The sequence below is a fragment of the Streptomyces sp. 2323.1 genome, assembly GCF_900221035.1.
Taxonomy (GTDB): Bacteria; Actinomycetota; Actinomycetes; order Streptomycetales; family Streptomycetaceae; genus Streptomyces; species Streptomyces sioyaensis.
The window spans coordinates 4,841,100-4,866,734 of record NZ_LT907981.1 but is presented as its reverse complement, the minus strand read 5'-3'; the positions used below and the strand labels follow the sequence as shown (position 1 = coordinate 4,866,734).

At 72.7% G+C, this 25,635-nt stretch carries 25 protein-coding genes; 10 read left to right on the top strand and 15 right to left on the bottom strand.

Translation table 11 applies throughout. The features are described 5' to 3' along the window. Positions 1-55: 55 nt before the first annotated feature. The 4 genes from CPH93_RS20975 to CPH93_RS20960 all read right to left on the bottom strand — a co-directional run bounded on the left by CPH93_RS20975 (position 56) and on the right by CPH93_RS20960 (position 3,148). The gene (locus CPH93_RS20975) at positions 56-1,039 is read right to left on the bottom strand and encodes a COG1470 family protein (RefSeq protein WP_096213721.1); all 984 of its coding nucleotides are present in this window, start codon (positions 1,037-1,039) and stop codon (positions 56-58) included. Positions 1,040-1,139: 100 nt separating this feature from the next. Further along, entirely contained in the window at positions 1,140-1,856 is a 717-nt protein-coding gene (locus CPH93_RS20970) for an LPXTG cell wall anchor domain-containing protein (protein ID WP_096213720.1), read from the bottom strand. A 252-nt stretch (positions 1,857-2,108) separates the two neighbouring features. Further along, positions 2,109-2,609 carry an ATP-binding protein gene (locus tag CPH93_RS20965; RefSeq protein WP_093483550.1) on the bottom strand — a complete coding sequence of 167 codons (501 nt, stop codon included), beginning with the start codon at positions 2,607-2,609 and terminating at the stop codon, positions 2,109-2,111. A gap of 170 nt (positions 2,610-2,779) precedes the next feature. Further along, a complete protein-coding gene (locus tag CPH93_RS20960; protein ID WP_096213719.1) occupies positions 2,780-3,148 on the bottom strand; it encodes an STAS domain-containing protein in 369 nt (122 codons plus the stop codon). 261 nt (positions 3,149-3,409) lie between these two features. On the opposite strand from CPH93_RS20960, the gene CPH93_RS20955 reads away from it, so the two are divergent. Further along, positions 3,410-4,348 (top strand): RNA polymerase sigma factor SigF, encoded by a 939-nt coding sequence (locus CPH93_RS20955; RefSeq protein ID WP_096213718.1) that lies wholly within the window; start codon positions 3,410-3,412, stop codon positions 4,346-4,348. Positions 4,349-4,490: 142 nt separating this feature from the next. On the opposite strand, the gene hutI is transcribed toward CPH93_RS20955, so the two are convergent. From hutI to hutU, 4 genes are read right to left on the bottom strand one after another with little or no spacing between them, the layout of a single operon-like run. Further along, positions 4,491-5,672 (bottom strand): imidazolonepropionase, encoded by a 1,182-nt coding sequence (hutI, locus tag CPH93_RS20950; protein WP_093483552.1) that lies wholly within the window; start codon positions 5,670-5,672, stop codon positions 4,491-4,493. Positions 5,673-5,689: 17 nt separating this feature from the next. Continuing rightward, a complete protein-coding gene (locus CPH93_RS20945) occupies positions 5,690-7,048 on the bottom strand; it encodes a formimidoylglutamate deiminase (RefSeq protein WP_096213717.1) in 1,359 nt (452 codons plus the stop codon). After that, positions 7,039-8,277: an allantoate amidohydrolase gene (locus CPH93_RS20940; protein ID WP_096213716.1), complete on the bottom strand. Its 1,239-nt coding sequence runs from the start codon at positions 8,275-8,277 to the stop codon at positions 7,039-7,041. Before CPH93_RS20940 ends, CPH93_RS20945 begins: the two co-directional genes overlap by 10 nt. Continuing rightward, on the bottom strand, positions 8,274-9,938 hold the full coding sequence (gene hutU, locus CPH93_RS20935; protein WP_096213715.1) for a urocanate hydratase: 1,665 nt from the start codon (positions 9,936-9,938) through the stop codon (positions 8,274-8,276). The genes CPH93_RS20940 and hutU overlap by 4 nt, the downstream gene beginning before the upstream one ends. A gap of 220 nt (positions 9,939-10,158) precedes the next feature. Between hutU and CPH93_RS20930 the strand changes: the two genes are divergently transcribed. From CPH93_RS20930 to CPH93_RS20910, 5 genes are all read left to right on the top strand, one after another. Continuing rightward, a complete protein-coding gene (locus tag CPH93_RS20930; RefSeq protein ID WP_093483555.1) occupies positions 10,159-10,662 on the top strand; it encodes a hypothetical protein in 504 nt (167 codons plus the stop codon). Continuing rightward, positions 10,662-11,066, top strand: coding sequence for a transcriptional regulator (locus tag CPH93_RS20925; protein WP_093483556.1), 405 nt, complete (start codon positions 10,662-10,664; stop codon positions 11,064-11,066). The genes CPH93_RS20930 and CPH93_RS20925 overlap by 1 nt, the downstream gene beginning before the upstream one ends. Further along, positions 11,063-12,037 carry an ABC transporter ATP-binding protein gene (locus tag CPH93_RS20920; RefSeq protein WP_096213714.1) on the top strand — a complete coding sequence of 325 codons (975 nt, stop codon included), beginning with the start codon at positions 11,063-11,065 and terminating at the stop codon, positions 12,035-12,037. The genes CPH93_RS20925 and CPH93_RS20920 overlap by 4 nt, the downstream gene beginning before the upstream one ends. Continuing rightward, a complete protein-coding gene (locus CPH93_RS20915) occupies positions 12,034-13,038 on the top strand; it encodes an ABC transporter permease (RefSeq protein WP_231976904.1) in 1,005 nt (334 codons plus the stop codon). The genes CPH93_RS20920 and CPH93_RS20915 overlap by 4 nt, the downstream gene beginning before the upstream one ends. Before the next feature lie 395 nt (positions 13,039-13,433). After that, positions 13,434-14,768 (top strand): diaminopimelate decarboxylase, encoded by a 1,335-nt coding sequence (locus CPH93_RS20910; RefSeq protein WP_096213713.1) that lies wholly within the window; start codon positions 13,434-13,436, stop codon positions 14,766-14,768. Between the two features lie 114 nt (positions 14,769-14,882). Here the strand turns inward: CPH93_RS20910 and CPH93_RS20905 are convergent, their stop codons facing one another. The 3 genes from CPH93_RS20905 to CPH93_RS20895 form a co-directional block, all read right to left on the bottom strand. Further along, positions 14,883-15,509 carry a hypothetical protein gene (locus tag CPH93_RS20905; protein WP_096213712.1) on the bottom strand — a complete coding sequence of 209 codons (627 nt, stop codon included), beginning with the start codon at positions 15,507-15,509 and terminating at the stop codon, positions 14,883-14,885. 281 nt (positions 15,510-15,790) lie between these two features. Beyond that, a complete protein-coding gene (locus CPH93_RS20900; protein WP_173909854.1) occupies positions 15,791-16,813 on the bottom strand; it encodes a MurR/RpiR family transcriptional regulator in 1,023 nt (340 codons plus the stop codon). A 224-nt stretch (positions 16,814-17,037) separates the two neighbouring features. Next, positions 17,038-18,549, bottom strand: a complete 1,512-nt coding sequence (locus CPH93_RS20895) for an aromatic amino acid ammonia-lyase (protein WP_096213711.1) — start codon at positions 18,547-18,549, stop codon at positions 17,038-17,040. A 185-nt stretch (positions 18,550-18,734) separates the two neighbouring features. Between CPH93_RS20895 and CPH93_RS20890 the strand changes: the two genes are divergently transcribed. From CPH93_RS20890 to CPH93_RS20875, 4 genes are read left to right on the top strand one after another with little or no spacing between them, the layout of a single operon-like run. Continuing rightward, complete coding sequence (locus tag CPH93_RS20890) at positions 18,735-19,898, top strand: ABC transporter ATP-binding protein (protein WP_173909853.1); 1,164 nt, start codon at positions 18,735-18,737, stop codon at positions 19,896-19,898. After that, entirely contained in the window at positions 19,895-20,569 is a 675-nt protein-coding gene (locus tag CPH93_RS20885; protein ID WP_096213709.1) for an ABC transporter permease, read from the top strand. Before CPH93_RS20890 ends, CPH93_RS20885 begins: the two co-directional genes overlap by 4 nt. Positions 20,570-20,576: 7 nt before the next feature. Then, positions 20,577-21,248 carry an ABC transporter permease gene (locus CPH93_RS20880; protein WP_093483563.1) on the top strand — a complete coding sequence of 224 codons (672 nt, stop codon included), beginning with the start codon at positions 20,577-20,579 and terminating at the stop codon, positions 21,246-21,248. A gap of 45 nt (positions 21,249-21,293) precedes the next feature. Beyond that, positions 21,294-22,220 (top strand): ABC transporter substrate-binding protein, encoded by a 927-nt coding sequence (locus CPH93_RS20875; protein WP_096213708.1) that lies wholly within the window; start codon positions 21,294-21,296, stop codon positions 22,218-22,220. A gap of 19 nt (positions 22,221-22,239) precedes the next feature. Here CPH93_RS20875 and CPH93_RS20870 read toward each other — a convergent pair whose 3' ends face one another. The 4 genes from CPH93_RS20870 to CPH93_RS20860 form a co-directional block, all read right to left on the bottom strand. Continuing rightward, complete coding sequence (locus tag CPH93_RS20870) at positions 22,240-23,277, bottom strand: sigma-70 family RNA polymerase sigma factor (RefSeq protein WP_231976903.1); 1,038 nt, start codon at positions 23,275-23,277, stop codon at positions 22,240-22,242. Positions 23,278-23,452: 175 nt separating this feature from the next. Beyond that, complete coding sequence (locus CPH93_RS35850; protein WP_159395034.1) at positions 23,453-23,614, bottom strand: hypothetical protein; 162 nt, start codon at positions 23,612-23,614, stop codon at positions 23,453-23,455. Between the two features lie 93 nt (positions 23,615-23,707). Beyond that, on the bottom strand, positions 23,708-24,259 hold the full coding sequence (locus tag CPH93_RS20865) for a hypothetical protein (protein WP_159395033.1): 552 nt from the start codon (positions 24,257-24,259) through the stop codon (positions 23,708-23,710). A 178-nt stretch (positions 24,260-24,437) separates the two neighbouring features. Then, the gene (locus CPH93_RS20860; protein WP_096213705.1) at positions 24,438-25,484 is read right to left on the bottom strand and encodes a LacI family DNA-binding transcriptional regulator; all 1,047 of its coding nucleotides are present in this window, start codon (positions 25,482-25,484) and stop codon (positions 24,438-24,440) included. Between the last annotated feature and the right edge of the window lie 151 nt (positions 25,485-25,635).

Here is a 25,635-nt window from a genome sequence, read left to right as displayed (position 1 = left end):
GGCGTTGCGCGGGCCGTACTCGTGACCGCCGTCCGCCCCGCCCCCGTCCGGCCGTTCACCCGCGCGCTCCCGGCCCGGTGCCCGCCAGTTCGGCCGCCGCGTCCGCCGCGTCGTCCCCGGACGGCCGCGCCCCGCCGGCCGCACTCCGGGCGGCCTGCTCGCCCCGCGCCCTGCCCGGCCCCGCGCCGCGACGTCGCAGACGTAGGGCCGCCAGCCCGCCCGCGCCCACCGCGAGCAGCAGCGCCGGGGCGGCGAGGACGCCCCAGGGGACCGCGGTGTACGAGGCGGTGGCGGCCCCGTGAGCACCGCCCGCCGCGGTCGCCGTGAGCCGGACCTCCACCGCGTCCAGAGCGGGCGGACCGTGCCAGGTCTCCGTCAGGTCGACCGCCCGGCCGGGCGCCAGTACGGACGGCAGCGTACGGGCGGCCCGCCGCAGTACCGGGCCGAAGAGCCCGTCCGCGCGCACCGCGATCCGCGGCCTGAGCACCGTATTGCCGCGGTTGACCAGCGTGTACCGGATCACCGCCGACCCGCCCGCGCTGCGCACCGACACCTTCTCGACGGTCAGCGCGGACAACACCGGCCCCGTCACCCGCAGATGGAGCGGTACGGCCGCCCGCCCGCCCGTCCGGCCGGTGGCCAGGAGCGCGCCGGAGCGGTCGCCGGGGGCCGCATCGCGCGGGACGGTCACCGTGAACGGGACGCTCGCCCGGGTACGCGGTGGGATCCGCACCTCCTTGGAGGCGAACGTGAGCCACGCCCCGGCACCGGAGCCGCGCAGCCGTACGGCGACGGTGCGGCCGCTGGGATTGCTCAGGGACAGCCGGTCGGCCAGGACGGTCCCCGGGGCGCCCTCCAGGTAGAAGAACGGGCGGTCCTGGGCGCGCGGGGCGGCGCCGGCCCCCGGTGCGGGCGCGGCGGACCAGCCCGGTGGGGTCGGCGCGGCGGCCGGCCGGGCCGCGGCCGCGGCGGGACACAGCAGCACGGCGGCGGTGGCGAGGATCGCACCGCTGACCGCTGTGCGGGGACGGAACGGCATCGGCGGCTCCTGCGGGTGCGAGGGGGTGCCTCCGCGTGCGGCACGGAGGCGTACGGAGAACGGGGCACCGGCTGCGTGGGTCTGGCGCCCCGCGCGGCCGTCAGGCCCGCTGGTGGCGCCGGGTCAGCCAGAGCACTCCGGCCGCACCGGCCAGCAGCACCGTGCCGCCGAGGGTGCCCAGCGCCACAGCGGAGTCCGCGGGTCCGGTCTGCGGCAGCTGCGCGCCTGAGGAACCGCCGCCGGTGGCGGAACCGCCTTCCTGGCTCCCGCCGGAACCGCCGGTTCCCTTCACGTCCAGGGTCAGCGAGGGCTTGGGGTGGTTGCTCGGTGTGCAGGTGGTGGTGGTGCCCAGCGCCTTGATGGTGAGCGTGCCCGCCGTGAAGGTGACCTTGCCGCTGCCCTTGGGCGTGTAGGTCCCGCTCAAGTCACTGATCTTGATGGGGGTGTTGGCCGGAATGGCCTTGTCGTTGGGCGGCCCGGCGACCGGCACCGTACCGCTCTGTGCACCGCCGAGGCTGATCAGCGCGCTCGGCTTCATCGCTCCCTTGCCCAGCTCGACGGGGCTGGAGGAGACACCCTTCTGGAACGACATCACGAGCTTGTACCCCCCGCCGCTCGGGGTGCTCCTGATGTCGATGGGCGAGACCGCGCCCTTGTTGCCGATCGGCGTTCTGCACTGGTAGTTGACGTCGACGACCTCGGCGTGGGCGGCCGGGGCGGTGAGCATCACCGCGGTCCCCGCCGTCAGTGCCGCCGCCGCGGCGAGGCCGGCGGCCCGGCCCGGGCGCCTGCCGTGCTGTTCGTGGAAGCGGGCCACCTTGTGTTCCCCTTCTCCCGATGAGCGCACCGCCGCAATTTCTTGACGGCACATCAGAATGGGCGCTCAAGGTACGCCGGGGACCGTGCCGAGGGAAGGCACAGCACAGCCCCGATCGGCTCTGGGCCCGCGGCGACGGGGAATTCCGGCCTCCAACGGGCGGCCCGGAGGCCCTGAACGGCAGGTTCCGCACACGACGAAACGCGGGCCCGCAGGCCCGCGCTCAGTACTTCCCGGCGTCCGCCCCTCCGTCTAGGACGGCGCGGCGAGCTCCGCCCAGACGGTCTTGCCCGTCCCGTCGCTGTTGCGCACCACGCCCCAGTCCAGGCACAGGCGCTGCACGATGAACATGCCGTGACCTCCGGGGCGGCCCGGACGGTGCGGGCTGCGCGGCGCCGGCTGGCCCGTACCGAGGTCACTGACCTCGAGGTGCAGCACTTTGGCGCTGCAGCGCAGCCGTAGCTCCTCGGGCCCTTCGGCATGCAGACAGGCGTTGGTGACCAGTTCGGAGACGACGAGCAGCACATCCTCGGCCGCGGCACGCTGATCGGCGCCGACGGCCGGCAGCCAGCCCCAGTCGTGCAGGGCCTGTCGGGCGAAGTCACGGCCACGCGCCACGGCGCCTCGGGTGCCCGCCAGGCGCAGCCGGCGGACCTGGCCCGCCGGAGTGGCGGCAGCCGAGGCGGCGGAAGCGCCGGCGCTGCCCGGCTCCGGGCCGAGATCGCCCGGCGGGTACGGCCGGGTGGTGCTCATCAGCGCTTCACCTCACCGATTCGCCTGTTCACGGAAAACAGATGCTGACTGATTCAACGGATTCAGATGTCTCCTGCCCGACCGGACCGTGAGAACACCCACTTCTTGGGTACGGAAGTTGTGACACGGACTACGTGCCCGGAATGCATCGTTCCGGACACCGCGTCACGTCAGTCGGTCAGAGCCGCGTCGAGCGAGTCATGCACCGTGAAGACCGCCTCCGCGCCGGTGATCTCGAAAACCCGGGCAACCACGGGCTGCATCCCGGCCAGATGGACCGCACCCCCCTCGGCCTCCGCCTTCAGGCGCGCGCCGAGCAGCACATTGAGTCCGGTGGAATCCATGAACTCAAGGGGTGAGCAGTCCACTACGAGGCGTGCGTAACCGTCGCCCACGCAACCCTCCAGTGATTCACGCAACAGATCCGCGGTGTGGTGATCGAGCTCACCCGCGACCGTCACCACCGCGCTGGCGCCGTGATGGCGGATCTCGACATGAAGCCGGCCCCGGCTTGCACTGCCGACCGTCCCGCGGTCCATGCGTGCGCACCCCTCATTGCTGTCTAGACGACTGTTTGCTTACGACTGCGCTTGTCGAACCCTACGCCTTCCCGACGCCCGCCGGTAGCCGGAACAATCCGCATATAGCCCAATATACGGACAACGCGCACTTGCCATCTTCACGCAAAGCCAGGTAGGCGTAGAAGCACACATCCAACACGGCCGGCTTTGGAGGCGCCGCACACCGCAGCTTCGTGTAGAGGCATCGGCAGCCATATGCCGAGAACGATGGAGGAGACCATGTCACCCCGGCTCGACGAATTGCGTACCGACGACCACCGGCAGCCCGCTTCGTCGACACCCCCGTCCGACCCGACCGGGCTTATCCCTTCCCAGCTGCTCCCTGCCGAATCAGACCTGGCAGAAGAGACTGAGATCGACGGTCTGCCCGAGATCCCGCCGTTCGACGAGGTGGGTCCGGTGGACGCGAGGGCTCTGTCCAAGACCCTCTTCGAGCGGCTCGAGAACCTCGAAGAAGGCACCCACGAATTCGCGTACGTCCGTAACACGCTGGTCGAGCTCAATCTCGCCCTGGTGAAGTTCGCGGCCTCCCGGTTCCGTTCCCGCAGCGAGCCCATGGAGGACATCGTCCAGGTCGGCACGATCGGCCTGATCAAGGCGATCGATCGCTTCGAACTCAGCCGTGGCGTCGAGTTCCCGACGTTCGCGATGCCGACCATCATCGGCGAGATCAAGCGTTTCTTCCGCGACACCAGCTGGTCGGTGCGCGTACCGAGGCGGCTGCAGGAACTGCGGCTGGACCTCGCCAAGGCGGGCGACGAGCTGGCGCAGAAGCTGGACCGCGCGCCCACGGTGCACGAACTCGCCGCGCGCCTCGACATCAGCCGTGACGAGGTCGTCGAGGGCATGGCCGCGAGCAACGCGTACACCGCGAGCTCGCTGGACGCCCAGCCCGAGGAGGACGACAGCGAAGGCGCGCTGGCCGACCGCATCGGCTACGAGGACCACGGTCTCGAAGGCATCGAGTACGTGGAATCCCTCAAGCCGCTGATCGCCGAACTCCCGCCGCGCGACCGGAAGATCCTCTCGCTGCGCTTCGTCGCCAACATGACGCAGTCCGAGATCGGCGAGGAGCTGGGCATCTCCCAGATGCACGTCTCCCGTCTGCTCTCGCGCACCCTCGGACGGCTCCGTAAGGGCCTGATGATCGACGAGTGAGGGACCGCGGTCACTGCCGGTCGCCCGCGACCGGCGGCCGCCCGCGCGAAGGAGGGCCTGCCCCGGAGTTGTTCGGGACGGGCCCTCCTTCGCGTTGTCGGAGCGCACCGGAAGCCGTCGCCCGGCCGTCCGGTGCGGCCCGTCAGACGAGCACGCCCTTGTGCCACACGGCCGAGACGAGCGGGACGCCGGGCCGGTAGGCGAGGTGGACGTGCGAGGGCGCGTCCAGCAGGGCCAGGTCGGCGCGGGCGCCGGGGGCGATCCGGCCGATGTCCGTACGGCGCAGGGCACGGGCGCCGCCCGCGGTCGCCGACCAGACCGCCTCGTCGGGGGTCATCCCCATGTCACGGACTGCGAGCGCGATGCAGAACGGCATCGAACTCGTGAAGGACGAGCCGGGGTTGCAGTCGGTGGACAGTGCGACGGTGGCGCCCGCGTCGAGCAGCGGGCGGGCGTCGGGCCACTGGGCACGGGTGGAGAACTCGGCGCCGGGGAGCAGGGTGGCGACCGTGTCGGACTGGGCCAGGGCGTCGATGTCGGCGGCGCTGAGGTGGGTGCAGTGGTCGGCGGAGGCCGCGCCGAGCTCGACGGCCAGCTGGACGCCGGGGCCGTGGCCGAGCTGGTTGGCGTGCACCCGCGGCACCAGGCCCCTGGCCTTGCCGGCGGTGAGGACGGCACGGGCCTGGTCGCCGTCGAAGGCGCCCTTCTCGCAGAAGACGTCGACCCAGCGGGCGTGCGGGGCGCAGGCGTCCAGCATCGGGCCGGTGACGAGGTCGACGTAGCCGGCCGGGTCGTCGGCGTAGTCCGGCGAGACGATGTGCGCGCCGAGGAAGGTGACCTCGTCGGTGTGCGCGGCGGCGATGCGCAGCGCGCGGGCCTCGTCCTCCACGGTGAGACCGTAGCCGGACTTGGTCTCCTGGGTGGTGGTGCCCTGGCGGAGCGCCTCGGCGAGATAGCGGGCGACGTTGGCGTGCAGGGCCTCGTCGGAGGCGGCGCGGGTGGCGGCGACGGTGGTGCGGATGCCGCCGGCGGAGTAAGGGCGGCCGGACATCCGGGCGTTGAACTCCGCGGTGCGGTCGCCGGCGAAGACCAGGTGGGAGTGGGAGTCGACGAAGCCGGGGATGCCTGCCCGGCCGCCGGCGTCGACGGCGTTGTCAGTGGCGGGTGCTTTGCTGGATGCACCGACCCAGGCGATGCGGTCACCGTCGATGACGACCGCAGCGTCCTGGATCAGACCGAGGGGGCCTTCACCGAGGGAGGGGTCGTTGGTGACCAGCTGGGCGATGTGGGTGATGGCGGTGGTCGGCGCGGAGGTCGTCGTCATCGCGGGGGTGTTCTCCTTCAGCCGCGTACGGCGGCGATGGACTCTGCCAGGGCGGTGGGTACGTCGGCGAGAAGAGTGTGCACGCCGTCGCGGACGATCTGCCGCCCGCCGACGATGGTGTGTCGCACGTCCGCGGCGGAGGCGGCGAATACCGCCGTCTCGGCGCCCAGCCGGGGCAGTGGTCCGGCGGTGCGTACGGAGTCCAGTGCGATCGTGGTGAGGTCGGCGAGCGCGCCGGGTTCCAGGGTGCCGGCGTCCTCCCAGCCCAGGGCGGCATGGCCGTCGGCGCTCGCGGCGCGCAGCAGGGCGGCGGCCGTCCAGTGCCCGCGGGTGCGGGTGCGCAGCCGTTCGTCGAGCTCCATGGCGCGGGCCTCTTCGAGCAGGTCGATGACGGCGTGGCTGTCGCTGCCGAGGGACAGTGGGCTGCCGCGGCCCTGGAGGCGGGCGGCCGGGCCGATGCCGTCGGCCAGGTCGCGTTCGGTGGTCGGACACATACAGACGCCGGTGCGGGAGTCCCCCAGCAGCTCGATGTCCTCGCCGGTGAGGTGGGTGGCGTGCACGGCCGTGGTCCGCGGGCCCAGCACCCCGTGCTCGGACAGCAGTTGGGTGGGCGTCCGGCCGTGAGCGTCGCGGCAGGCGTCGTTCTCGGCGGTCTGCTCCGAGAGGTGGACGTGCAGGGGGGCCTGTCGCCCGCGGGCCCACTCGGCGACGGTGGCGAGCTGGGCGGCCGGCACGGCGCGTACGGAGTGGATGGCGGCGCCGATGCGCGCGTGCTCATGGCCCTCCTTGAGGGCGTCGGCGCGCTGGGCCCAGCTCTCGGCGGTGCCGTCGGAGAAGCGCAGCTGGTGCTGGTTGGGCGGGGCGCCGAAGCCGGCCGAGAGATAGGCGGTGTCGAGGAGGGTGATGCGGATACCGGCGTCGGCGGCGGCCGCGAGCAGCGCCTCGCCCATGGCGTTGGGGTCACGGTAGCGGGTGCCGCCGGGCGCATGGTGGAGGTAGTGGAATTCGCCGACGCAGGTGATGCCGGCCAGCGCCATCTCGGCGTAGACGGCGCGGGCGAGGGCGTAATAGGAGTCCGGGGTGAGCTTGTCGGCGACGCTGTACATGACCTCGCGCCAGGTCCAGAAGGTGCCGGTGCCGACCTGAACGGTGCCGCGCAGGGCGCGGTGGAAGGCGTGCGAGTGGGCGTTGGCGAGGCCGGGCAGGGTCAGGCCGCGCAGCGTGGTGGCGCCGGGCGGCGGGGTGTCGGCCCCCTTGCGGACGGCCGTGATCCGCCCGTCCGCGACGTCCACGGCCACGCCCGGCTCGACATGGGTGCCGAGCCAGGCGTGTTCGAGCCAGTACGTCGTCGGTGTTGCCTGCGTCGTCAGCGGCACGCGAGCCCCTCCAGTACGTCGGCGAGTGCGGTGACCCCGGCGGCGCAGTCGTCCTCCTCCGCCGCTTCGGCGGGTGAGTGCGACACCCCGGTGGGGTTGCGGACGAACAGCATGGCGGTGGGGACGGTCCCGGACAAAATACCGGCGTCGTGCCCGGCTCCGGTGCCCAGCACGGGCACGGCCGGCTCCCGCGCCTTGCCGAGGATCGCGCTCAGCTCGTCCCGCAGAGCGTGCTGGAACTCCACGACGGGCGTGAAGGATTCGCGGACGACGCTCAGGTCCACGCCGTCGCGGGCGGCGCGCTCGGCGGCGGCCTGCTCGATCCCGGTGATCACGGTGTCCAGGGTGTCCTGGTCAGGGGCCCGGGAGTCCAGCCAGCCGCGCACCAGCGAGGGGATGGCATTGACGCCGTTCGGCTCCACGCTGATCTTCCCGAAGGTGGCCAGGGCGCCGGCCAGCCGGGCCTGTTCCCGCGCGGCGAGCACGGTCGCGGCGTAGCTGAGCATCGGGTCACGGCGGTCCTCCAGGCGGGTGGTGCCGGCGTGGTTGGCCTCGCCGCGGAAGTCGAACCGCCAGCGGCCGTGCGGCCAGATGGCGGAGGCGATGCCGACCGGGTCGCCGGACAGGTCCAGGGCGCGCCCCTGCTCGACGTGGAGTTCGACGAACGCGCCGATCCGGGCGAGCCGTTCGGGATCCGGGCCGATGGCGTCGGGGTCGTGGCCCGCGCGCTCCATGGCTTGCGGGAGGGTGATGCCGTCGCCGTCGCGCAGCCGGTGCGCGGCCTCGGTGGTCAGCGCCCCGGCGGAGAGCCGGGAGCCGACGCAGGCCAGGCCGAAGCGGGCGCCCTCCTCGTCGCCGAAGTTGACGATCGCCAGCGGTCTGCCGAACTCCGCTCCCCTGCGGCGGAGTTCGTCCAGGGCGGCGAAGGAGGAGACGACGCCGAGGGGGCCGTCGAAGGCGCCGCCGTCCGGTACGGAGTCCAGGTGGGAGCCGGTGACGACGGCGTCGCCGGGGGCCACGTCCTGGGGGCCGGTGGCGCCGAGCCAGGCCCACTGGTTGCCGTTGCGGTCCAGTTCGTAAGCGAGCCCGCGGGCCTCGGCCTGGGCCCGGAACCACGCGCGGCAGTCGGCGTCGGCGCCGGTCCAGGCGTAGCGGCGGTAGCCCCCGGAGGAGGAGTCGCGGCCCAGGGGCCGCAACTCCTCCCACATCTCGTGGAACGAGGCGGTCACGCGCCCTCGCCTTCGCGCATCGGAATGCGGACACCGCGCTCGGCGGCCACCTCGTCGGCGCGCTCGTAGCCCGCGTCGACGTGCCGGATGACGCCCATGCCGGGGTCGTTGGTGAGCACCCGGCGGATCTTCTCGCCGGCCAGCGGGGTGCCGTCGGCGACGGTGACCTGGCCGGCGTGGATCGAGCGGCCCATGCCGACGCCGCCGCCGTGGTGCAGCGAGACCCAGGAGGCGCCCGAGGCGACGTTGACCATGGCGTTGAGCAGCGGCCAGTCGGCGATCGCGTCCGAGCCGTCCTTCATGGCCTCGGTCTCGCGGTAGGGCGAGGCGACGGAGCCGCAGTCGAGGTGGTCACGGCCGATGGCCAGCGGCGCCTGCAGCGTCCCGTCGGCGACCATCTCGTTGAAGCGCTCGCCGGCTTTGTCCCGCTCGCCGTAGCCGAGCCAGCAGATACGGGCGGGCAGGCCCTGGAAGTGGACCCGCTCGCCGGCCAGCTTGATCCAGCGGGCCAGCGACTCGTTCTCCGGGAAGAGGTCCAGGATCGCCTTGTCGGTGGCGGCGATGTCGCGGGCGTCGCCGGACAGCGCGGCCCAGCGGAAGGGCCCCTTGCCCTCGGCGAACAGCGGGCGGATATAGGCGGGGACGAAGCCGGGGAAGGCGAAGGCCCGCTCGTATCCGGCGAGCTGGGCCTCGCCGCGGATCGAGTTGCCGTAGTCGAAGACCTCGGCACCGGCGTCCATGAAGCCGACCATGGCCTCGACGTGCCGGGCCATCGACTCGCGCGCCCGCTGGGTGAAGTCGGCGGGCTTCTCGGCGGCGTAGGCGGCCATGTCGTCGAAGTCGATGCCGGCCGGCAGATAGGCCAGCGGGTCGTGGGCGCTGGTCTGGTCGGTGACGATGTCGATCGGCGCACCCTCGGCGAGCATCTGCGGCAGCAGCTCCGCGGCGTTGCCGAGCAGTCCGATGGACAGCGGCTTGCGCTGGTCGCGGGCCTCGACGGCGAGCTGGAGGGCGTGCTGGAGGCTGTCTGCCTTCACATCCAGGTAGCGGTGCTCGATCCGCCGCTCGATGGCGCGCGGGTCGACGTCGATACAGATCGCGACGCCGTCGTTCATCGTGACGGCGAGCGGCTGGGCGCCGCCCATGCCGCCGAGGCCGGCGGTGAGCGTGATCGTCCCGGCGAGGGTGCCGTGGAACTTCTTCGCCGCGACGGCCGCGAACGTCTCGTACGTGCCCTGCAGGATCCCCTGGGTGCCGATGTAGATCCACGAACCGGCCGTCATCTGCCCGTACATGGTCAGCCCGAGGGCCTCCAGGCGGCGGAACTCCTCCCAGTTGGCCCAGTCGCCGACAAGGTTGGAGTTGGCGATGAGCACCCGCGGCGCCCACTCGTGCGTCTGCATCACGCCGACCGGCCGGCCGGACTGGACGAGCATCGTCTCGTCCTGCTTGAGCGTGGTGAGCGTGCGCACCATCGCATCGAAGGAGCGCCAGTCACGTGCGGCCTTGCCCGTACCGCCGTAGACGACGAGCTGGTCCGGGTGTTCGGCCACCTCCGGATCGAGGTTGTTCTGCAGCATGCGCAGCGCGGCTTCCTGCTGCCATCCCCGAGCACTCAGCTCCGTACCGCGCGGTGCCCGCACGGGTCGCGGTCCCGACATGGGCCGTGCCTCCCTGACGTCGAATGGATTGAGCTATTCACATATTGATGTCGGTGAATAGCGTTAGTCAACAGGGTGCGGGCGCGGCGCCGCCGCAGGGCATGGGAACCAGCCGGACGCTGCGCACAATTTTTGACTTGCCCACCGGGAAAGTCTGCGCTAACTTTCCTAGTGGGCAAGTCAACGGGGAACGCACGAACGCCTTGGGGAGGCGAGCGCCATGAGCACACCGGTGGATGCCGAACGGGCCTGGCAGGATCTGCAGCGCATCCGGGTTCCGCAGGAGCGGGTGTACGACGAGATCGAGAGAAGCGCCCAGAGCGACCCCGGGTCGACGTACTTCACGGCCGCGGTGATGTGGGTGTTCCTCGCCGTCACAGGCACGAATCTGCCCACGTGGGCGTTCTGGCTGGTACTGACCGCCTACTGCGCCGTACTGGGCACCGTGGCGGTGATCTACAACCGCAGGAGCCGGATCCGGCTGCACCGCTCGCGCCACAGCTGGCGGTCGTTCGCCACCTTCTTCGCGGGCATGGCGGTCACCCTCGTGACCATCCTGGTGTCCGGCTTCGTGGCCAACCAGCTGGCGCTGCCGTTCGGCAGCCTGATCCAGGCCACCGCCTCCGCGGGCGCGTTCGCGCTCTTCGTCGGCCCGGCGAACCGCTGGGCGGTCAGCGCGCTCCGCGCCCGCGGTGCGAGAGCCGGCCACCAGGGGGTGGGTTGATGAGCACCCCGAGCGGCTTCGACGAACTGATCCACCCGTCCACCCGCCTGTCCGTGGTGGCACTGCTCGCCGCCACGGAATGGGCCGACTTCTCCTTCATCCGCGACAGCCTCTCGCTCAGCGACTCCGCGCTCTCCAAGCAGCTGCACACCTTGGAAGAGGCCGGGTATCTGGAGATCCACAAGGAGGGCGGCGGCCGTAAACGGCGCACCAAGGTACGGCTGACCAGCCGCGGCCGTACCGCCTTCGAGGGGCATGTGGCCGCACTCCGGGCCATCGTCGAGGGCGCGGGACCGACAGCGGGCGCCACTCCGGCGACGGGCGCCACTCCGGCGACGGAGTCCGACGCGGCGACGACATCAGGGACACAGCACCAGCAACAGCGCGCGGAGGCGGGCCGATGACCACGAACGAGCACCTACCCACGGCCAGGACCGCGCCGGAATCGGCTCCGGGCAACGCCGCAGCCCGCCAAGCCGTCGTCCACGTACGGGACTTGCGGATGTCGTACGGCGACACCACCATCCTGCACGGCATCGACCTGGACATCCACCGCGGCGAGATCTTCGCGCTGCTCGGCCCCAACGGCGCCGGGAAGACCACCACCGTCGAGATCCTGGAGGGCTTCCGTCAGTGCTCCGCCGGGGAGGTCCGCGTCCTGGGTGCGGACCCGGCGCGCGGTGACGACTCCTGGCGCGGCCGGATCGGTCTGGTGCTGCAGTACTGGCGCGACCACGGCCGCTGGCAGGTCGCCGAGTTGCTGAAGCACTTCGCCACGTACTACCCGAACCCCCGCGACCCGGCCGAGTTGCTGGCCCTGGTCGGCCTCACCGAGCAGGCCGGCCGGCAGGTCAACCATCTGTCCGGCGGCCAGCGCAGGCGTCTGGACGTGGCCCTGGCCATCGTCGGCCGCCCCGAACTCCTGTTCCTGGACGAGCCGACCACCGGCTTCGACCCCGAGGCCCGGCGCGACTTCCACGACCTGGTCGAACGGCTCGCCCGCGACGAGGGCGTGACGATCCTGCTCACCACCCACGACCTGGTGGAGGCCGAGCGATTGGCCGACCGGATAGCCATGCTGGTCAACGGCCGGATCGGGATCCACGGCACCCCGACGGAACTGTCCCGGCGGGCCGCCGCCCAGGCCGAGGTCCGCTGGACGGCGGCCGACGGCACGGCCCGCACGGAACGCACCGCGGACCCGTCCCGGCTGGTCTGGGAACTCCACCAGCACACCGGTGGACCGATCGCCGATCTGGAGGTCCGCCGCCCGACGCTGGAGGACACCTATCTGCACATGGTGCACCGGGAAGCCGGGCACCGAGCCGACGGGACCGGGGCCGGCGCCCCGGAGGGGGAGGAACGAGCCGCATGAGGGGGACCGATATGACAGCCGCGACGACGGCGACGGGCACGACCGACGGGATCGAGGCGACCGAGGCAACGGACACGGCCGGGGCGACGGGCCGGACCGGGCCGGGCCACCCGCGCGGCGCGGCCCCGGGGGAGACCGCACCGCGCTCCCGCCGCCGTCCCTGGCGCGCCGGCTTCCAGCGCGGGCGGATCGAACTGCGCCACCTCCTGCGTAACCGCAAGGAGTTCAGCGGCCATCTGATCAATATCGTCGTGGCGCTGCTGCTGGCGGACAACATCAGCGGCAAGGTGCCCGGCACCCATATCCCGATGGCCCATCTGACGCTCGCGGGCTTCTCCGCCTATCTGCTGTTCCAGATCGGGCTGGTCAATCTCCCGCAGATTCTGGTGACCGAGCGCGAGGAAGGCACCCTGCTGCGGCTGCGTGCCACCCCCGGCGGCATACCCGCCTACCTCATCGCCAAGTCGCTGCTGGTGGTCGTCATGGCCTTCGGCACCCTGCTTGTCCTGCTGGGAGCCGCCGCCGTACTGGTGGACGGGCCGCTGCCGCACGGGCCCGGCGGCTGGCTGACGCTGCTGTGGGTCAGCGCGCTCGGGCTGCTCGCCGTCGTACCGCTGGGTGCGGCCATCGGCGCCGTGCTGCCGAACCCGCGCGAGGCGCTTGCGCTGATCATGCTGCCCACGTTGGCGCTGCTGGTCACCTCGGGAGCGATGTTCCCGCTCAGCTCGCTCCCCGAGCTGGTCCAGAAGATCGCCTCGGTCTTCCCTCTCAAGTGGATGGCCCAGGGCCTGCGCTCGGCTCTCCTGCCGGACTCCGCACGTGCCGCGGAACTGGCCGGCTCCTGGGAGCTGCCGACGGTGGCCCTGATACTCAGCGCCTGGGCGGTCATCGGCTTCCTCCTCGCGGTCCCGCTTCTGCGCCGTGCCACCCGCCGCGAGTCCGGCTCCCGCCTCTCCGAAAGCCACCGCAAGGCGGAGCTCAGCGGCGGCCGGGCGGCCTGAGACTGCTGCCGTGTGGTCCTGGGTGCCGCTCGTGTCGTCCGGCCAAGCGTCGGACGGCGCGGGTGGCAGACAGGGCCACACGGCAGCACAGCCGGTGGTGGGCCGGGGCGCAGTGGACCCGTCGGCCTGTGGCGATGCGCTGGTGGGCCCGGCGGGCCTGTGGCGATGCGCTGGTGGGCCCGTGACGGGTGGACCGGCGGGGCCGGCGGGGCCGGTGAGCCGGTGAGCCAGCAGAGGCTGGTGAGCTAGCGGGCTGGTGGCTGATGGCCGCGTGGCGAGGGACCGGCGGGCCCGTGGGCAGGCGCTGGCCAGCCTCCTCCCTCCCCCCCCGGAAGGCTGCGGAGGGCGTGGGTATCAGTTGGCGTGACAGCCCCACCCAATGATGGAGTTGCCCCATGAACTTCACGGACCGAGACCGGGCCGTACGGGCCGCCGTTGCACGAGGGCTGGTGGGGCCCGCAGAGCCCGTCGTCGGGCTGCTCGATATCGCCGGGATCCGGCGGTCGGCGGCCGAGCTCAGGGCCGCCTTCGAGGAGTTCACCGCCCCCGGCACCCCGGTGCTGCACGCCTTCGCGGTGAAGGCCGCCTCGCTCGTGCCCGTCCTGCGGCTGCTCGCGCAGGAGGGTCTCGGGTGTGAGGTGGCCAGCCCGGGCGAGCTGGTGCTGGCCCGGGCCGCCGGTGTGCCGGTCGCGCGGACCGTCCTGGACTCGCCGGCCAAGACCCACGCCGAGCTGCGTGAGGCGCTGGCCCTCGGGATCGCCGTCAATGCCGACAACCCCGAGGAACTGGCCCGTATCGACTCCCTGATGGCCTCCGCGCCGAGCAGTGCCCCAGTCGGGCTGCGGGTCAACCCCCAGATCGGCGGCGGCAGCATCGGGGCGATGAGCACCGCCACCGACACCTCCAAGTTCGGTGTCGGGCTGCGGGACGAGGGCGCCCGCGACTGGGTCGTACGCTCCTTCCTCGCCCGCCCGTGGCTGACCCGGCTGCATGCCCATGTCGGTTCCCAGGGCATGCCGCTGGAGCTGATGACCGCGGGCGTCGGGGCCCTGTTCGTCCTCGCCGAGGAGATCAACGAGCGGGCCGGCCGGCGACAGATCGACACCCTCGACATCGGCGGCGGCCTACCGGTCAACTTCTCCTCGGACGCCGTCACTCCGACGTACCGCGAGTACGTCGCGCAGCTCCACGCCACCGTCCCCGGGCTGCTGTCCGGACGCTATGGGCTGGTCACCGAGTTCGGCCGTTCGCTGCTGGCCAAGCACGGCACGGTCCTGGCCCGCGTCGAGTACGCCAAGTCGGCCGGCGGCCGGCCCATCGCGGTCACCCATGCCGGTGCCCAGGTCGCTACCCGTACGGTCTTCGCCCCCGAGTCCTGGCCGATCCGGGTCGCGGCCTACGACGCCGAGGGCCGCCCCAAGACGGGCGCTCCGGTGGCACAGGACGTCGCCGGACCGTGCTGCTTCGCGGGTGATCTTGTCGCCGAGAACCGTCCGCTCCCCCTCCTGGAGTCCGGCGACCATGCCGCCCTCCTGGACACCGGCGCGTACTACTTCTCCACCCACTTCGCCTACAACTCCCTTCCCCGTCCCGGGATTTACGGCTATGCGGCGGATCCGGACGGTACGGTCGACTTCGCCACCGTCCGCACCCCGCAGACCCTGGAGGACCTCACCGCGGAGAGCGGCGGCGCCCACACGGAGTCGCTGCGCGACCTGGGAAGGCAGTAGATCGATCCTCAGGGCCTCAGGAGCCGATAGACCCCTCGGGAAGCAGGAGATCCTGGGGCGCAGTAGACCCGGGAAGGCAGGAGAACCCGGAAGGGCAGCCCCCGGGCCCAGCCCTCAGCGGCCGCTCCGCGCACTTCCGGCCCTCGCACTCCCGGCCCGCGCTCCCCCGGCCCGTACGTGCCCGGCGCGTGCCCCGCCCGGCCGGGCGTCCCCGGCGGCCGTTCCGGTCAGTACGTACGCGCCGACGTCCTTGCCCGCGGCGCCGCCCCGGTCGGCGGATTCGGTCCGGACCCACAGCAGCGCCTCGTGTTCCCGCTCCCAGCGGCCCAGCCACAGCGCCTTGCCCCACAGGCCGAGCGCGGCCCCGGCCATCAGCAGCCCGCCGGCCGCCGGCAGCACGAACGACGAGCCGACCGCCGCCAGGAAGGCGAGCAGGAGCCACCAGCGGTGCGCCCGCCGCCAGGTGCGGAGGGTGACCGAGCGGTCCTGAAGGATGACGGCCTTCCCGGCGCGCGAGGCGCCACGGGCCAGCTCCGCATAGCGCCCGCGCCGTGCCGCGAACACGACCAGCGCCGCGCCCACGGCCAGGACCGCCCCCGCCAGCAGGCCGATCGTCCGGCCGGTCAGTCCCGGCACCAGCACCCCGATCCCCGCGGCCAGCAGTCCCGGCCACCACAGCCAGCCGGCCGGTGCCCGTACCACCACTGCCACCCGGACCAGCCCATATGCCCCGCGTCCCACGACAGACCTCCTCGCCCCGAGACCGCTGCGCCCCCTCCGTCCGGGCGCAGCTGTACCGGCGGCGGATCGTAGCCAGCCGGAATGAGGATTCCCTGAGACGGCGCTCCCACGGGACTGCCAGGCCACGGCGCTCCCACGGGACTGCCAGGCCACGGCACTCCCATGGGCTGCCAGCCTCCGCGCCCCCGCGCGCACTGCCATGACTCAGCGCCCCCGGGCGGCCAAGCCTCGGCGCGGCCACGGACCCCAACGCTCCCCCGCCCCGCCCCGCGCCGCCCTGCTCACTCGACGAACAGCCCTCGTTCCGCCGCCCTCGCGTCGAATTGCTCCAGGCGGGCCTGGGCGTCCGGGAGGGCGTCGCACATCGCCTCCAGCAGGACCCGGCCCAGCAGCATGGGGGCACAGGCCGTGTCGAAGGACAGCCCGGTGCCGACGGGGGCGGGGAGGAGGAGGTCGGTGTGGTGGGCGACAGGGGCGAAGGCGCTGTCGGCGACGGTGACGACGGTCAGTCCGGCGGTGCGGGCGTACTCCAGCGCCTCGACGACCTCGCGGGGGTGGCGGGGCAGGGCGAAGCAGAGCAGCGCGCTCGCACCGGCGCGTACGGCGGCGTCGATGCGGTCGGTGAGCAGCGTGCCGCCCTCGTCCAGGAGCCGGACGTCGGGGTGGACCTTGCGGGCGAAGTAGGTGAAGCCCGCGGCCTGGGCGGTGGCGGCGCGCAGCCCGAGGACCAGCAGCGGGCGGGAGGCGGCGAAGAGGCGGCCCGCCTCGGCCACCGGCGACGGGTCGGTGAGGGCGGCGGCGAGCTGACGGAGGTTGTCGATCTCCGCCTGGACGGCCTGCTGGTACTCGTTGGCGGTACCGGCCTCGGCGGCTGCCCCGGTGGGCGCCACCTCGCGCAGATGGCGGCGCAGCGCCGGATAGCCGTCGAAGCCCAGGGCGACCGCGAAGCGGGTGACGGACGGCTGGCTGACGCCGGCGAGATCGGCCAGTTCGACACTGGAGAGGAAGGGCGCGTCGGCGGCCCGGCGCACCATGCAGTGGGCGATCCGGCGCTGGGTGGGCGTCAGCCGGTGCCCCTCGAAGAGCTTCTGCAGCCGGGCGGCGGTGCCGGTGTCCGTACCGACCGCACCACCCACGGCAGCCGCACCCCCCGCGCCGCCCGTGCCGCCCACACTCCCCACGGCAGCCGCATCCCCCGTCGCCCCCTCGGCCCCACCCATCGCCCGGTCACCGGCCACACCGCCGACGCCGTCACCGCCCGCGCCGCCGACACCACCGCCGCCGTTGTCCCCGTCCCCGCTCATCGCCTCTTCTTCCCGGCCCGGTCGGGGGCCTTGTCCTGTGTCGACCGACTGATCGGCCGACTGGTCAACCGAGTGGTCGACCGACTGTACGGAATCCCCGGCCCGCTCCGGTCCGGGACAGGCGTGAGGATCCGGCCGTACGCGATCCAGCCGTACGCGCGCACCCGGGGCCCCCGGCCCCGGTCCCGCGGCCGGAAGCACCCCGCCGCCGCCCACCACGGCACTCACCCCTCCCCCGGTTCCGCCGGCTCAGCCAGCTCCGCCAGCTCGTCCAGCAGCCCCGCCGCCACCGCCACATCATCGGTCAGCGGGCGGTCCGCCATCCGCGGGTCGAGGACGCCGGCCGCGCGGCGGAAGGCCGTGGCCAGGGGGAGGTCCGGGTCGGGTTCCAGGGAGCGCATCCGCAAGGCCCGTACGGCGGCGACGAGTTCGCAGGCGAGGATCTGGCGGTAGTAGGTGCAGGCGCGCAGGGTCTGGCGGGCGCCCAGGGAGGCGAAGCTGGCCTGTTCCTCGACGCCGCGGGAGAGGACGGCGTGGCCGAGGGAGGCCGGGTAGGAGACCTCGCGCATCTCGCCGAGCGCCGCACCGGCCGCGTATTCGAGGATCATCACGCCGGAGCTGGCCGGTGCCGCGTCCCCCAGGAACGGCCGCAGCCGGGTGAAGTCGGGCTCGGAGAGCGCGGCGAGCCGGGCGGTGGAGAGCCGGGCGGTCTGCAGCACGGCCAGCCGGAAGGTGTCCAGGGCGAGCCCGGCGTGGGCGGCGTAGAAGTTGCCGTGGTGGTAGGCGGCCTGGTCCTCGATGCTGATCAGGGGGTTTTCGGCGGCGGCGTTGACCTCGATGGTCAGTACCGCGTCGAGGGTGGCGGCGGCGTCCAGTGCGGGGCCGTGGATCTGCGGGAGGCAGCGGAAGCCGTAGGGGTCCTGGATGCGGCCGAGCGGCGGAGCGGGACGGGGCGGGACGCCGGACAGGGCGCGCAGCTGCGCGGCGGCGGCCGCGGAGCCGGGGTGCGGGCGGGCGAGCAGCACCGGCTCGGCGAAGGGTTCGTACGAGCCGCCGACCGCGAGCAGCGAGAGCGCGGCGACGGGGAGGGAGGCGGCGAGCAGCCGCCGCAGTTCGTCGAGGGCGAGCGCGGACTGGCCGAGGGTCAGGGCGTTGCTGCTGATCAGGGCGAGGGCGTCGTTGTTGTCCAGGGCGATGGGGGCGGGGGCGCGGGCGCCGGGTGCGCAGTGCCAGGGGTGTTCGCCGGCCAGCGCGAGGCCGGTCTGGGCGAGTGCGGCCAGATCGCCGGTGCCGACCGCGCCGTGCTCGTTGACGACGGGGTACGCGCCGCTGTCCAGGGCGGTGAGCAGCGCGGTGATGACGGCGGGGTGCAGGCCGGCGCCGCCCGCCAGCAGCTGGTTGGCGCGCACCGCGAGCATGGCGCGGACCTCGCGGGCGGGCAGCGGGTCGCCGATCGCGCCGGCGTGGCTGCGCAGCAGCCGCAGTCCGTGGTCGGCGTCGGCGGCCCCGACATCCTCCGTGCGGTTGGCGCCGACGCCGGTGCTGCGCCCGTAGACCCGGCCGGTGGCGGCGAGGCGGCGGGCGGTTTCCCAGGACTCCTCGGCGCGGGCGAACGCCTTGGGGTCCGGCTCCGCGGGGTGCGCGGTGCGCTCGGCGAGGGCGGCGATATCGGCGGTGTGCAGCGCGGTGCCGTCGAGCGTGATGCGCCGGCCGGCCCGTCGGCCGTTGTCCAGCATGTGGGATTCCAAGGGGCTCAACTCCCTCTTATAGCACCCTTTATTGCGGTACGTCCGACAGCTCGTTCCGTACGGTGAAGCGACGTAACAGGCGATGTAACAGGGTCTTTACGTCCGTCTATTGACTTCTATTCATGTGCCTAAGACTCTGCATGACCATATGCAGGCCGGGCAAGGGGCAGCGGATGATCAAGTTCGACGCAGTCAGCAAGCGGTACCCGAATGGCACGACCGCCGTGGACGGGCTGTCCCTGGACCTGCCCGAGGGCGGCGTCACCGTCCTCGTCGGCTCGTCGGGGTGCGGCAAGACGACCACCCTGCGGATGGTCAACCGCATGGTCGAGCCGACATCCGGCACGATCAGCGTCGGCGGCCGCGACATCCTGGAGACGGACGCCGCCGAGCTGCGCCGCGGCATCGGCTATGTCATCCAGCAGTCCGGCCTCTTCCCTCACCGTAGGATCCTGGACAACATCGCGACCGTCCCACTGCTGCTGGGCTGGGGCCGGCGCAAGGCCCGCGCCCGCGCCGCCGAGCTGCTGGAGCTGGTCGGCCTGCCCGCCGACGCCGGCAAGCGCTATCCGCACCAGCTCTCCGGCGGCCAGCAGCAGCGCGTCGGCGTGGCCCGCGCGCTCGCCGCCGACCCGCCCGTCCTGCTGATGGACGAGCCGTTCGGCGCGGTGGACCCGGTGGTGCGCACCCAGCTGCAGAACGAGCTGCTGCGGCTCCAGGAGGAGCTGCGCAAGACCGTCGTCTTCGTCACCCACGACATCGACGAGGCGGTCCGCCTGGGCGACCGGATCGCGGTCTTCCGTACCGGCGGCCGGCTCGTCCAGTGCGCCGAACCCGCCGAGCTGCTGGCCCGCCCCGCCGATGACTTCGTCGCCGGCTTCCTGGGCGCCGAGCGCGGTCTCAAGCTGCTCTCGCTCACCGACCTCGCGGACGTGCCGCACGCGCCCGGCGGGGAGATACGCACGGACGAACCGGTCGGCGACATACCCCGCGACGGGGACCGCTGGCGCCTGGTGACCTCCCCCCGCGGCGAACCGCTGGGCTGGCTGGACACCGACGCGCTGCCCGCCGGCGGCACGGCCGGCGAGGCGCCGCTGGAGCCCGTGCGGCCGCTGCGCGACTCCGACTCCCTGCTCTCGGCGCTGAACGAGGCGGTCTCCTCCCCCGCCGCCGCCGTCGCCCGGGTCACCTCCGACGGCGTGCTGACCGGCCTCACCTCCCGCGACGCCATCCACGAACGGGCCGGCCGCAGCCATGCGGAGGCCGGCCGGGCGGCCGCCGGACAGCCGGCCCCCGAGGAGGCCGCGCCCGGCACGGCCACGGAGCGCTCCGCATGACCATCGAGTGGGGCTGGTTCCCCGACCACGCCGGCGAACTGGCCCGCCTCACCGCGGACCACCTCGCCACCGCCGTCCCCGCCGTCCTGTTCGGCCTGCTGATCGCGCTGCCGCTGGCGGTCCTCGCCCACCGCGTACGGCCGCTGCGCGGCTTCGTGCTCGGCGCGTCCAACATCCTCTACACCATCCCCTCCCTGGCCTTCTTCGTCCTGCTGCTGCCGGTCACCGGGCTGACCCGGACCACCGCGATCACCGGCCTGACCGCGTACACCCTGGTCGTGCTGGTACGGAACACCGTCGAGGGGCTGGACGCGGTCCCGGCGCGGGCCCGGGAGGCCTCGACGGCGATGGGGACCGGCCCGCTGCGCACCCTGCTCACCGTCGAGCTGCCGCTCGCCCTCCCGGTGATCATGGCGGGTGTACGGGTCGCCACCGTCATGTCCATCTCCCTGGTCAGCGTGGCGAGTTACATCGGATACGGCGGCCTCGGCCAGCTCTTCACCGACGGCTTCCAGCGCAACTTCCCCACCCCGGTCATCGCCGGCGTGGCCCTGACCCTGCTGCTCGCCCTGGTCGCCGACGCGGTGCTGGTGACCGTCCAGTGGCTGTGCACCCCCTGGCTGCGCGGCACCTCCCGGCCGCAACGTCTCAAGCTACGGAAGCGAGCGTGACGCCCCGATGCTCGAACTCCTGAAGAACCTCGCCGCCTGGCTGACCAGTTCCGCCCAGTGGTCCGGCCCCGAGGGCATCGCCACCCGCGTCCTGGAGCACCTGGAGTACTCGGTGCTCGCGACCCTCGCCGCGGCCGTGATCGCGCTGCCGGTCGGGCTGCTCATCGGGCACACCGGCCGCGGCGCCTTCCTCGCCGTCAACCTCTCCTCGTTCGGCCGGGCGCTGCCCACCGTCGGCCTGGTCACCCTGGTCTTCCTGGCCGGCGGGCTGAGCGTGTGGCCGGTGTACGTGTCCCTGGTCGCGCTCGCCGTGCCGGTGATCATCACCAATACGTACGCGGGGATGGCCGCGGTCGACCCGGAGGTCAAGGACGCCGCCAAGGGCGTGGGGCTGCGCGGCCGCCAGATCCTCTGGCAGGTCGAGATCCCGCTCGCGCTGCCGCTGATCATGACCGGCGTACGGCTGGCGACCGTGCAGGTCGTCGCCACCGCCACGATCGCCGCCTACGTCAGCTTCGGCGGGCTGGGCCGCTATGTCTTCGACGGCCTCGCACAGCGCGACCTGGTGCAGGTGCTCGGCGGCGCGGTGCTGGTCGCCGTGCTCGCCGTCGTCGCCGATCTGGCCCTGGGCGGCCTGACCCGGCTGCTGTTCCGCGGCCGCCCGGCCACCGCCCGCTGAGCGGCTGCCGCCCCGCCCCCTTCGTACGCACCGAGGAGCCCGCCCATGAACCGTCGTACCGCCCTGACCACTCTCCTCGCCGGCGCCTCGGCCCCGCTGCTGGCCGCCTGCTCCTCCGGCATCACGTCCCTCAAGGGGGACGGCGCCGGCGGCGACAGCGGCAGCAGCAGCGGCGGGCTGGTCATCGGCACCGCCAACTTCACCGAGAACCAGGTCCTCGGCTACCTCTACGCGGGGGTGCTGAACGCCGCCGGGGTCAAGACCACGGTCCGCCCCAACCTCGGCTCCCGCGAGATCGTGGTCCCCGCACTGCGCTCCGGCGATATCGATCTGCTCCCCGAGTACCAGGGCAGCCTGCTGCTCTACCTCGACAAGAAGGCCACCGCGACCGAGGCGGGAGCCATGCAGAACGCGCTGGCCACGGTGCTCCCCGACAGTCTCGAAGTCCTGCCGTACGCGGCCGCCGAGGACCGCGACAGCTTCGCCGTGACCCGGCAGACCGCCGACCGCTACGGCCTGCAGTCGCTCGCCGATCTCCGTAAGGTCAACGGCAAGCTGACCTTGGGCGCGGCCGCGGAGATGAAGAAGCGGGTCGTCGGGGTCGTCGGCCTGAAGGACCGATACGGCGTGGAGTTCAAGGAGTTCAAGGCGCTGGACTCGTCCGGGCCGCTGGTCAAGGGCGCCCTGAAGAAGGGCGACATCGACATCGCCAATGTCTTCACCACCGACGTCGACACCGCGGAGAACGGCTGGGTGCTGCTGGCGGACCCCAAGCATCTGATCCCCGCCCAGCACGTCGTCCCGCTGATCGCCGCCCGCAAGGCCGACTCCAAGGTCCGCAAGGCCCTCGCCCGGCTGGGCAACGCCCTGACCACCCCCGATCTCACCGAGCTCAACCGCCTGGTCGACAAGGAGAAGCAGGACCCGGACCGGGTGGCGGCCGCCTGGCTGAAGAAGCGCAAGCTGGGCTGAGGCCCGGCGGCCGCACGCCTCACGCGGGCGGCGGGCCGCCGTACCGGAGCGGAAGCCCGAACAGCGGGAACAGCCGCTCGGTGTCCAGGAAGGAGTTCAAGGCGGTGACCCGGCCGTCCGCGAGGTCGAGGACCTGGACCGCCCAGGGCAGGCCGTCCGCGCGGTACTGCCCGAACGCCGGGCGGCCGTTCGCCACGACCGGCACCAGATGCGACCCCGCACAGCCGCAGCCCGGCCCGCGCAGCCACTTCAGGATGTCGTCGCGGCCGCGCAACCACAGTTCGTACGGCGGCATGGACAGCGTGGAGTCCTCGTGCAGCAGGGCCGTGAGGGCGTCCATGTCGAACCGCTCGAAGGCGTCGACATAGCGCCGCAGCAGCGCCTCCTGGGCGTCGTCCAGCGGCCGCGGGGGTTCCTCGGCGGCATCGGCGGACGCGGCGAGGGTGGCCCGGGCCCGCTGGAGCGCGCTGTTGACCGAGGCGACCGAGCTGCCCAGCAACTCGGCGACCTCGCTCGCCGACCAGCTCAGCACCTCCCGCAGGATCAGCACCGCCCGCTGCCGGGGCGCCAGCCGCTGGAGCGCGGAGATGAAGGCGAGCCGGATCGACTCCCGGGCGACGGCGGTCTCCGCCGGGTCCCCGGCGGACGCCAGCACCCGCTGGTCCGGGACGGGGCCGATCCAGGTCGTCTCGGGCAGCCCCGTGCCGATCGGGGTGTCCACGCTCGACGGGGAGGCGAGATCCATCGGCCGGGCCCGGCGCCGGCTGCCCTTGAGCTGGTCCAGGCAGACGTTCGTGGCGATCCGGTAGAGCCAGGACCGCAGCGAGGCGCGCCCCTCGAACCGGTCGTAGCTCCGCCAGGCCCGCACCATCGTCTCCTGGACGGCGTCCTCGGCCTCGAAGGCCGATCCCAGCATCCGGTAGCAGTAGCCGGTCAGTTCGGTACGGTGCGCCTCCAGCCGGTCCGCCGGCTCGCCCTGCGCGCCGTCCGGTGCGCCGCCGTCCACTACAGCGGCCGCGCTCTCCGCCGTGACGTCACTCGTCGCGGAACGCTTCATCGAGGACCCGCCCATCCGCCCATCGGCCGACCACCGGTACGCACGCCCCGACCGTACCGGAGCGCCCGGCTCCAGTCTGCTCCCCGGCGCAGCGCCGTGCAGCCGGAGACCGGGCGCGGGAACCGGGCACGGAACGGGCCGGGGCGCATCGCCCCGGCCCGTCCGCCGCCTCCGGTCATCTGCGCAGCTGCATGCCCCGGAGCACCCCTCCGACGACCGCACCGGCCAGGACGCTCAGCAGCAGCCGGGCGGGTTCCCCCAAACCGGAGAACACGGTGTGTGTGAGCGCGAAGACGACCACGACCGCGAGAATTCCGGCGATCAATGCCTTTTTCATTCCTTGCCCATCATCGCTTCGTTGTCATCGCTTCCTTGGCTCGCTTTCCTTGGCGTCGCTTTCCCGCACTGTGTGCCCGTTGCTCACGCACCCTCAGCAATCGGAAAGCGAGAGCACCGCACCGGAAACCAGACCTCCGAACGCCCCCGCCGTGGCGCCCGGGGCGCACCCCGTCTCGGCGCCGGCTATGCACCCGCCTATCCCGCCGGACACCACATAATCCTTGATCTTGTCGTTGGCGCACTGGGCATAGCTCTCGGCCGCCATGTCCCGCGTGGAGACACCGAGCTGCCGGAAGCTGCGGGTCGCCCGCACGGTCACCGTGGCGCCCGACGCGCGGTAGCTGACGTGCGCCGTATTGCCGTTCTTCAGCTTGATCGCATTGCCCAGCCGACCCACGGTCCGATGGTGCGGGCCGACCAGCTCCAGCTTCTTGCCGGCGACGGTGAAGTGGTAGCCCGTGGGCACGGCCAGGGTCGCCTTCAGTGTTTTGGCGTCCGGCGACTTGAGCGACTTCAGCTTGATGCCTTTCGCGGCACTCGCCGGCTGTGCGGAATGCAGCGCACTGTCCGCGGAGGCGGGGCCGGCCACCCCCGCAAAAGCCAGGGCGGTAAGCGCGGTCGCAGCGGTCTTACGGAACCTCATATTTCCCCGTTCCCCGTGTGAATCATCTTCGTGATCACTCTATGAGCGAGGTCGCAAATGCAAGATCCATGGCGGGCAATTTCCCGGTAAACGGCGCTGACCAGGGGGAAGTTGAATGGCTGACAGAACTGACTGCGCGTCAATACCGGGGCACGAGGCGTACGTCGGGCCGGTGGCGTCACCCCTGCCGGAGCTCCACCGCCGACCCCCGCTCCGAGAGGCGCGGGGCGCACAGGATGCGCTTGCGGCGGACCCGGCGGCCCTCGATCGCGGCGACCGCGAGCCGGGCGGCCTCCTTGGCGATCTCGCCCAGCCCCCAGTCGACGGTGGTCAGCGGCGGGGTGAGGACCCGGGAGACGGGGTGGTCGTCGAAGCCGACGACGGAGAGGTCCCTGCCGACGGCCAGGGAGGCCTCGGCGGCGGCCGCGTAGACGCCGTAGGCGATGGAGTCGGAGAAGCAGAACACGGCGGTGGGCGGGGCGAGACCGGGCGCGGTGGGGCGGCGGCCGTCCGGGCTGTTGGCCAGGACCCGGCGGGCCATGGCGGTCGCCTCGCCCAACTCCTGGGCGCAGGGCAGGACTTCGACCTCGATGCCGAGACGGTCGGCGGCTTCGCGCACATAGACGTCGGCCGGGCGGTCCGGGGTGGAGGGGCCGGTGGGGGTCAGCACGGTGACCCGGCGGTGGCCCAGCCCGCGGAGGTAGTCCAGGACGGCGTCGATGCCGGCGCGGTTGTCGAAGAGCACCTCGCCCGCCGTACGGGCCCGGCTCAGGGCGTCACCGATGGAAACCACCGGCACGGCGTCGGCGATCTTCGACCAGCCCTCGGCGGACGGATCGACCGGGGAGACCAGGAGGCCGTCCACCCGCTGGTCGCGCAGCTGCTTGGCGAGGGCCAGCTCGCGCTCGGGGTCACCGCCGGCGTCCAGGATCAGCGCATAGCGGTCGCCGGCCAGCAGCTCGCGCCCTATGGCCGCCATCAGCTGCTGCTGCCACAGATCCTGAAGATCGCCGGCGAGCACCCCGACCGTGCTCGTACGGCCGCTGGCCAGCGCACGGGCGATCGGATCGGCCTCGTAGCCGAGCTCCGCGGCGGCCTTGCGCACCCGCTCCTCGGTCTCTTTGGAGACGTGCTTGCCGCGCAGGGCGTAGGAGACGGCTGCGGTGGAGAGTCCGGTGGCCTCGGCCACCTCGCGGAGGGTGGTGCGCTTATTGGGCCTGGCCATGTCCGGAAGCCTACCCAAGGAGGGCGCACCACCCGCCCCGATGCGGTGTGCGCGCGGGGCTGACGGCGGCCCGGCGGACCGGCTCGCCCTTGACAGGACTTGCTGTTAACCGTTTCACTGAAACGCATCAGTTAAACGGTTAAGTACAGCG